The following is a 7,271-nucleotide window of genomic DNA, read 5'->3' on the forward strand; positions in this document are numbered from 1 at the left end:
GGCGGTGCGGCCGTGACCGACATCGGGTCCACGTTCGGCGTGGAGGAGGAGTTCCACCTCGTCGACCCGGAGACCTTCGACCTCACCCCGAGTCCCGGGCTGGTCGGCGCCGCGCTGCGGCACGAGCTGGGCGAACGCGTGCACCCGGAGATCACCACCACCCAGCTGGAGACGGCGACGGGCGTCTGCCGCACCATGGCCGAGCTGCGTGCCGAGCTCGGGGCGACCCGGGCGCAGGCGCGAGCCGCGGCCGCCGATGCCGGGGTGACGCTGCTGCCGGCCTCGACGCACCCCTCCGCCGGCTGGCGGGAGCAGGTCATCACCCCCGGCCCGCGTTATGTGGCGATGGTCGAGCGGTGGGCCGGGCTCGCGCAGCGGCAGGACATCTGCGGCTGCCACGTGCACGTGGGCGTGCCCGACCTGGACACGGCGGTCGCCGTCCTGGACCGCGTGCGCCCCTACCTGCCGGTGCTGCTGGCGATGACCGGCAGCTCCCCGTTCCACGACGGCGCCGACACCGGCTACGAGAGCTACCGGACGCTGTGGTGGGGGCGCTGGCCGCACACCGGGATGCCCGAGGCGCTCGGGACCGCGGCCCGCTACCGGGAGGTCGTCGACGGGCTGGTCACCGCGGGCGTCATCGGGGACGCCTCGCACCTGTACTGGGACGTGCGGCCGTCGTCGCACCTGCCCACGCTGGAGTTCCGGCTGGCCGACCTGTGCACCGACCTGGACGACGCCGTCCTGTACGCCGCGCTGGCCCGGTCGCTGGTGCGGGTGCTCGCCGCCCGCGCGCAGCGTGGCGGGCCCGTGCCACCGGTCCGCGCCGAGCTGCTGCGCGCCGCCCGCTGGCGGGCCGCACGCGACGGCATCGGCGGCCGGCTGTTCGACCCCGTCGCCGGGGTGCTCGTCGACGCGCGCACTGCCGTCGAGCATCTGCTGGCCGAGCTCGCCGACGACCTCGCGGACCGGGGCGAGGAGGACGAGGTGCGCCGCCTGGTGCGGCAGCTGTTCGACCGCGGCACCTCGGCGGCGCGCCAGCGCGCGGTCTGGCAGCGCACCGGTGACCTGCGGGAGGTTGCCGCCGCGATCGTCCGGGAAGGCAGCACCCATGGCTGATTCGATGGCTGAACAGATCCAGGACCTGGCCCGGCCGCTGCGGACGGCGGACGACCTCGACCCGCTGCTCGAGCGGATCGGCGACGCCCGGGTCGTGGCGATCGGGGAGGCGAGCCACGGCACTCACGAGTACTACGCCTGGCGGGCGGCGCTGACCCGGCGGCTGATCGAGGAGAAGGGGTTCACCGTCGTCGCCGTCGAGGGCGACTGGCCCGACTGCTACCGGGTCGACCGCAGCGTGCGGCTGCGGCCTGGAGCCGACGAGGACCCGCGAGACGCCCTGGACGCGTTCTCCCGGTGGCCCACCTGGATGTGGGCCAACGACGACGTCGTCGACTTCTGCCGCTGGCTGCGCGACCGCAACGCCGGCCGGCCCGAGGGCGACCGCGTCGGCTTCTACGGCCTCGACGTGTACAGCCTCTGGGACTCGATGCACGCGCTGCTCGACTGGCTCACCGAGCACGAGCCCGGGCACGTCGACCAGGCCAAGCGGGCGCTGGCCTGCTTCGAGCCCTTCGGGGAGGACGGCGCGGAATACGCGTTCGCCAGCCGGTTCGCCCCCACGTCCTGCGAGCAGGCGGCGGTGGACCTGCTGCGCTCGCTGTGCGAGCAGCGGGGCCGCGCGGAGGCCGGTATCGACGCCGACGCGCGGTTCTCCGCCGAGCAGAACGCCGCCGTCGTGGTCGATGCCGAGCGGTACTACCGGGCGATGATCCGCGGCTCGGCGGAGTCGTGGAACGTCCGCGACGAGCACATGGTGGACACTCTCGACCGGCTGCTCCACCACGCGGGCCCCAAGGCGGTCCTCTGGGAGCACAACACCCACATCGGCGACGCCCGGGCCACCGACATGGCCGACGCCGGGATGACCAACGTCGGTCAGCTGCTGCGCGAGCGGTACGGCACCGAGGACGTCGTCCTGGTCGGCTTCGGCGGGTACCGCGGCGGGGTGGTCGCGGGGGAGGAGTGGGGCGCGCAGATGGCCCGCATGCCGGTACCGCCGGCGCGCGCGGGCAGCGTGGAGGCGCACATCCACGAGGCCGTGGGCGACGACGCGCTGTTCGTCGTCCCCCAGGACGAGCGCCCGGAGTGGCTGCACCGGCGGCTGGACCACCGGGCCATCGGCGTCGTGTACCGGCCGGAGCGCGAGCGCTGGGGCAACTACGTCCCGACGGTGCTCGGGGAGCGGTACGACGCGTTCCTGTACCTCGAGGACACCACCCCACTGCAGCCCCTCCATCTCGAGCGCGCCGACGAACACGTCCCCGTCGACGCATACGGGCAGTGACCGTGCGGGGGCACGCCTCGTCCGGCCGCCTCGACAGCCGGCCGACGGCCACGCCGACCGGTGCGGCGCTGCCGACCGGGGTCCACGACCTGGATCTCGGCGGGGGAGCGGAGGTGCTGCTCGCCGTCCCGCCGGGTGAGCCGGTCCCGCGGCCGCTGCTGGTGTTCTTCCACGGCGCGGGCGGGAACCCGGCGCAGAGCCTGGCTGCGCTGGGGCGCACGGTCACCGACCGGGGGGTGCTGGTGCTGGCGCCGCAGTCCGGCGCAGCGACCTGGGACCTGCTCGCCGGCCGGCTGGGCCGCGACGTCGCCGTCCTCGACGCCGCACTGGCGCAGGTCACCGAACGGGTACCGGTCAGCGGCTGCGGGATCGGCGGGTTCTCCGACGGCGCCTCCTACGCGCTGTCCCTCGGCCCGGCCAACGGCGACCTGTTCGACGGTGTCCTCGCGTTCTCGCCGGGGTTCGCCTCCCCGCCGGCCACGGTCGGCCGGCCGCGGCTGTGGATCACGCACGGCACCGGCGACCGCGTGCTCCCGGTGGACCGCTGCGGCCGCCGGCTGGCCGCCGCGTTCGGCGACGCCGGTTACGACGTCAGCTACGACGAGTTCGACGGCGGGCACGTGGTGCGGCCGGAGGGCGTGGTCGCGGCGCTGGACTGGTGGCTGGACCCGACCTGAGCCGTCACATGGAGCGGGTCTCACCGGCGCGGTCGGCGAACGCCTCCACGGTCCGCCCCGCCAGGGCGGCGTGCACGCGCCGGCGGTGATCCTGCACCCCGGCGGTGTCCGTCGGGCTCCACTCCGGGGACAGCTCGCCGGCGACCAGATCGGCGGCCCGGACGATCTCGGCGCGCTGCTGGTCGTTCCGGCAGGCCACCGCCATGTCCCTGAGCATCCGCAGGAGCGCCACCACCACGGTCGGCTCCTGACCGCCGAAGCGGGTCAGCTGTGCGCAGGCGAGGTCGAGGTAGTAGCGCAGGTCCCGGTCCGGGACGATCACGCGACCGATGCCGTCCTCGTCCTCGTGCAGGGTGCGGCCCAGGCGCCGGTCGGTGAGCCGGACCAGCAGGTCGGCCATGTGCCCGACGGCGGTCGAGGCCGTGACCGGGTCGTTGATGGCCGGGGACATGGCCCGCACCGCGATGTCCTCCAGCTGGCGGAAGCCGAAGGCGGCATCCTGGTCGATCGTGCGCTCGTTGTTCAGCACCACCGCCGACCGGAGCACGTCGTCGAGCCGGCCCGCATGGCCGGCGGAGCCCCACACCGTGGCGACGGGTGTGCCGACGGTGACCTGGTCACCGGGCCGCACCTCGACGCGGACCGTGGCGTCGTGCTCCTGCGCGGCGTCGACCAGCGACCCGACGTCCACCACCTCGACGAAGCCGCTGCAGGACGCGGCGACCGGCCGTGCGCCGGCAGTGTCCAGGTCGATCTCGTCGGGCGACCGCGGTCGCTGGTCGTCGTACCCGGGGTAGAACTGCTCGATCGCCGAAGTCGCGCAGCAGCCGGGGCGAGAACTGCTGCGAGGCCAGCTGGAGCGCCACGATGGTGATGCTGAAGGTGAGGGTGGTGATGGTGACCGCCGCGGTCGCCACCAGCTGCAGCAGCGTGCTCGCCGCGTTCGTGTCGGCCGGCCACAGGGCCGCCAGGAGGCCCCCCGGGGTTCGACCTGACCGAGTGCCCACGAGGCCGCCGCCGCGACCACGCCGGCCACCGCGGGCCAGCACCACAGCGGCCCGCGGGAGCGCGCGGCACTGCCCTGACCTCGACGGCGAGCCATGGGCAGCGGCTACCCGTGCCCTCTGGCGTATGCACCCGGCGGCGCGCCTTGTCCCTCCCCCGGGTGCAGTCGGTCAGGCCGAATCGCGGTTGGTGACGTCCTCGTCCGCGGGGTCGGTGTCCTTGGGGCCGCCGGTCTTGGAGACCTCCCACCGCGGCCCGAGCTGCTCCAGCGCCAGCCGGCCGTAGACCTGCTGCTGGGTGGCCACCCGCTCGGAACGGCCACGGCCCAGGAAGCTGACCACCCAGTGCAGCACCGTGGTGATGCGGCTCTTGAAGCCGACGATGTACATCAGGTGCACGACCAGCCACAGCAGCCAGGCGATGAAACCGCTGAACTTGAACTTCCAGATGTCGGCGACGGCCGAGAACCGGGAGATGGTGGCCATCGAGCCCTTGTCGAAGTACTCGAACGGCTCCTGCGGCTTCTTGCCGGTGGCCCGCCGCTCGATCGCCTCGGCGGCGTAGCGCCCGCCCTGGATCGCGACCTGGGCGACGCCGGGCAGCTTGCCCAGCGCCATCATGTCGCCGACGACGTGGATCTCCGGGTGGCCCGGCAGCGTGAGGTCCGGCTGCACCGAGATGCGGCCGGCCCGGTCGACCTCGGCGCCGGTCTGCTCACCCAGGACCCGGCCGAGCTCGCTGGCCTGCACCCCGGCAGCCCAGATCTTCGTCGCCGCCTGGATGCGGCGGACCTGGCCGTCGGAGTCCTTGACCTCGAGACCGTCGGCGTCGACGTCCGTGACCATCGCCCCGAGCTGCACGTCGACACCGATCTCGTTGAGCTGCCGCCGGGCGGCCTCGCCGAGCTTCTCGCCGAAGGAGGGCAGCACCGCCGGGGCGGCGTCGAGCAGGATGATCCGGGCGCCGGTGGGGTTGATGTTGCGGAAGTCCCGGCGCAGGGTGCGGCGGGCCAGCTCGGCGATCTGGCCGGCCATCTCCACCCCGGTGGGGCCGGCGCCGACGACGACGAAGGTGAGCAGCCGGTCGACCTCGGCCGGGTCCTTGGCGATCTCGGCCAGCTCGAAGGCGCCGAAGATGCGGCCGCGCAGCTCGAGGGCGTCGTCGATGCTCTTCATGCCTGGCGCGAACTCGGCGAACTGGTCGTTGCCGAAGTATGACTGACCAGCACCGGCGGCCACGATCAGCTCGTCGTAGGGGTGCACCAGGCGCCGGCCGAGGATCTCGGAGGTGACCGTGCCGGCGGCCACGTCGATCTCGGTGACCTCGCCGAGCACCACGCGGACGTTCTTCTGCCGGCGGAGGATCTCCCGGGTGGCCGGCGCGATCTCGCCCTCGGAGAGGATGCCGGTGGCCACCTGGTAGAGGAGCGGCTGGAACAGGTGCTGGGCGGTCTTGCCGATGAGCGTGACCTCGACCGGGGCCTTCCTCAGCGCCTGCGCGGCGAACAGGCCGCCGAAACCGGAGCCGATGATGACGACGCGCGGCCGGCCGCCGGGGGAGTCGGACGGGGCGGGCGCCTGCGCTGGTGATGTCGTCATGATGATTCATCCTTCCACTTCGGCCCGGCCCGCTCGTCCGCGACGACTGTGAAAAGCAGGACACACCCGCTGGTGCGGCGTGCGCTCGCGGCTTGCCGGCCGGGCCGGTAGACCCGTCGGGGTGCCACCTTCGGTCTCCGTCGTCCTCGTGCCCGGTCTGGGCCTGGATGAACGTTCCTCGCGCGGGTTGCGCGAAGAACTTTCCGCCACGGTCGTCCCGCTCCCCGGCATGGGGTCGGCCGAACCGGTGCCGGGGGTCGACGAGCTCGCCGCCCGGCTGATGACCGCGCTGCCGGCCGGACCGGTCGTCCTGGTCGGGCACTCGCAGAGCTGCCAGGTCGTCGCCGCGGCCGCCATCGACCCCCGGGTCACCGGCATCGTGCTGTGCGGCCCGACGACGGATCCGCGGATGCGCCGGTTCCGCGTGCTGGCGTGGCGCTGGCTGCGCACCGCCGTCGCCGAGCCGTGGTGGCAGGTGCCGCTGGTGCTGCGGCAGTGGCTGCGCACCGGGCCGCGCGCCATGACGGCGCTGTGGCGTACCGCCGCGCCCGACCGCATCGACGCCCGGCTGCACGGGCTCCGGGTCCCGGTGGTCGTCGTGCGGGGTACGCGCGACGCGCTGTGCCCCGCCGACTGGGCGCAGCAGGTGACGGCGGCCGCCACGCACGGCCGCCTGGTCGAGCTGCCGGGCGCGGCGCACATGACCGTGCAGACCCACCCCCGCGACGTGGCCGCTGTCGTCCGGTCGCTCTGAGCTCGGCGTCGAAGGGCCTGTGAGTGTTCGGTTGTCCGTCAACGGCCGTACAGCTGGCCTACTGCCCCTGCCGGCACTCGCCCTGAAGGCGGCTTATGGGACAGGCAGTGCGGCGATCCCTCGATCGGACGACGCCGACACACGTGTGCGACGCATCGGCTCTAACGTGATGATCGCTATGGGCACCATCACGGTCTACCGGGAGTACGGCATACCCCTCGTCGGCCGGATGAAGGTGTTCATAGACGGAACCCTGGTGTCCGCTCTGCGCAGCAACAGCGCTGTCGACATCACCGCTGGCGCAGGACGGCACACAGTGCGCGTCGGCATGGCATGGCAGGCCAGCGCACCCGTCGATGTGGAACTCGAAGACGGGGGGAGGGAGACGCTTCGAGCCCGCGTTGACCTGCGCGCCCAGTCGTTCACCGGATTTCTCCTCCGCCCGGACGAGGCGCTTGACCTTGACGTCGTGGCGGGTCGTCCACGGATCCCGCTGACGCGCACCGAGCAAGCGGACATCCGCCGGGACTGAGCGGGCGGAGACCTGGCTCACGCGACGCACTCGACGGGAAGAGTCGGTCGCCTGTCCCTTGGTGGGCCGCTACGGGCTAGCTGCCGCCGGAGAGTCGTCTTGGTCGGGCGGCAGAAGCTGCAGTTCCTCAGCGGCCGGTAGCTCTGTTCCGTTGGCCCTACCGCCGCCGTAGATCTCCAGGCGGGTGCGACTGGCGTTGTCGTGTCCGAGCCCGGGTCATCACCTGCGCGCCAGGGCAGACGCGGCAGTACCCAGGGCACGGCGACTGTCGCCCACTCACGAAAGCGCCGGGCCGGCT

General features: G+C 73.3%; 7 protein-coding genes and 1 pseudogene. 5 read left to right on the top strand and 3 right to left on the bottom strand.

Going from position 1 to position 7,271, the window contains the following annotated elements; translation table 11 throughout:
• Positions 1-12: 12 nt before the first annotated feature.
• The 3 genes from QOZ86_RS15495 to QOZ86_RS15505 are packed head-to-tail and all read left to right on the top strand — an operon-like array spanning position 13 to position 3,084.
• A complete protein-coding gene (locus tag QOZ86_RS15495; protein WP_284492879.1) occupies positions 13-1,119 on the top strand; it encodes a carboxylate-amine ligase in 1,107 nt (368 codons plus the stop codon).
• Positions 1,120-1,123: 4 nt separating this feature from the next.
• Positions 1,124-2,407, top strand: coding sequence for an erythromycin esterase family protein (locus QOZ86_RS15500; protein WP_284492880.1), 1,284 nt, complete (start codon positions 1,124-1,126; stop codon positions 2,405-2,407).
• A complete protein-coding gene (locus QOZ86_RS15505) occupies positions 2,404-3,084 on the top strand; it encodes an alpha/beta hydrolase (protein WP_284492881.1) in 681 nt (226 codons plus the stop codon). Before QOZ86_RS15500 ends, QOZ86_RS15505 begins: the two co-directional genes overlap by 4 nt.
• A gap of 4 nt (positions 3,085-3,088) precedes the next feature.
• Here QOZ86_RS15505 and QOZ86_RS15510 read toward each other — a convergent pair whose 3' ends face one another.
• The 3 genes and pseudogenes from QOZ86_RS15510 to QOZ86_RS15515 all read right to left on the bottom strand — a co-directional run bounded on the left by QOZ86_RS15510 (position 3,089) and on the right by QOZ86_RS15515 (position 5,687).
• On the bottom strand, positions 3,089-3,892 hold the full coding sequence (locus QOZ86_RS15510) for a DUF2254 family protein (protein WP_431521226.1): 804 nt from the start codon (positions 3,890-3,892) through the stop codon (positions 3,089-3,091).
• 13 nt (positions 3,893-3,905) lie between these two features.
• A pseudogene (locus tag QOZ86_RS21255) lies at positions 3,906-4,136 on the bottom strand (DUF2254 family protein); the annotation flags it as partial.
• Between the two features lie 123 nt (positions 4,137-4,259).
• Positions 4,260-5,687, bottom strand: a complete 1,428-nt coding sequence (locus QOZ86_RS15515; protein ID WP_284492883.1) for an NAD(P)/FAD-dependent oxidoreductase — start codon at positions 5,685-5,687, stop codon at positions 4,260-4,262.
• A 121-nt stretch (positions 5,688-5,808) separates the two neighbouring features.
• Between QOZ86_RS15515 and QOZ86_RS15520 the strand changes: the two genes are divergently transcribed.
• The gene (locus QOZ86_RS15520) at positions 5,809-6,441 is read left to right on the top strand and encodes an alpha/beta fold hydrolase (protein WP_284492884.1); all 633 of its coding nucleotides are present in this window, start codon (positions 5,809-5,811) and stop codon (positions 6,439-6,441) included.
• Positions 6,442-6,619: 178 nt separating this feature from the next.
• Positions 6,620-6,973, top strand: a complete 354-nt coding sequence (locus QOZ86_RS15525) for a hypothetical protein (protein WP_284492885.1) — start codon at positions 6,620-6,622, stop codon at positions 6,971-6,973.
• The last annotated feature ends 298 nt before the right edge of the window (positions 6,974-7,271 follow it).

Source organism: Blastococcus capsensis, from assembly GCF_030165005.1.
GTDB lineage: Bacteria > Actinomycetota > Actinomycetes > Mycobacteriales > Geodermatophilaceae > Blastococcus > Blastococcus capsensis.

Excerpts from the sequence above, each read along its gene's own strand:
- QOZ86_RS15500 (WP_284492880.1), top strand. The coding sequence starts at position 1,124 with ATGGCTGAACAGATCCAGGACCTGGCCCGGCCGCTGCGGACGGCGGAC.
- QOZ86_RS15515 (WP_284492883.1), bottom strand. The coding sequence starts at position 5,687 with ATGACGACATCACCAGCGCAGGCGCCCGCCCCGTCCGACTCCCCCGGC.
- QOZ86_RS15525 (WP_284492885.1), top strand. The coding sequence starts at position 6,620 with ATGGGCACCATCACGGTCTACCGGGAGTACGGCATACCCCTCGTCGGC.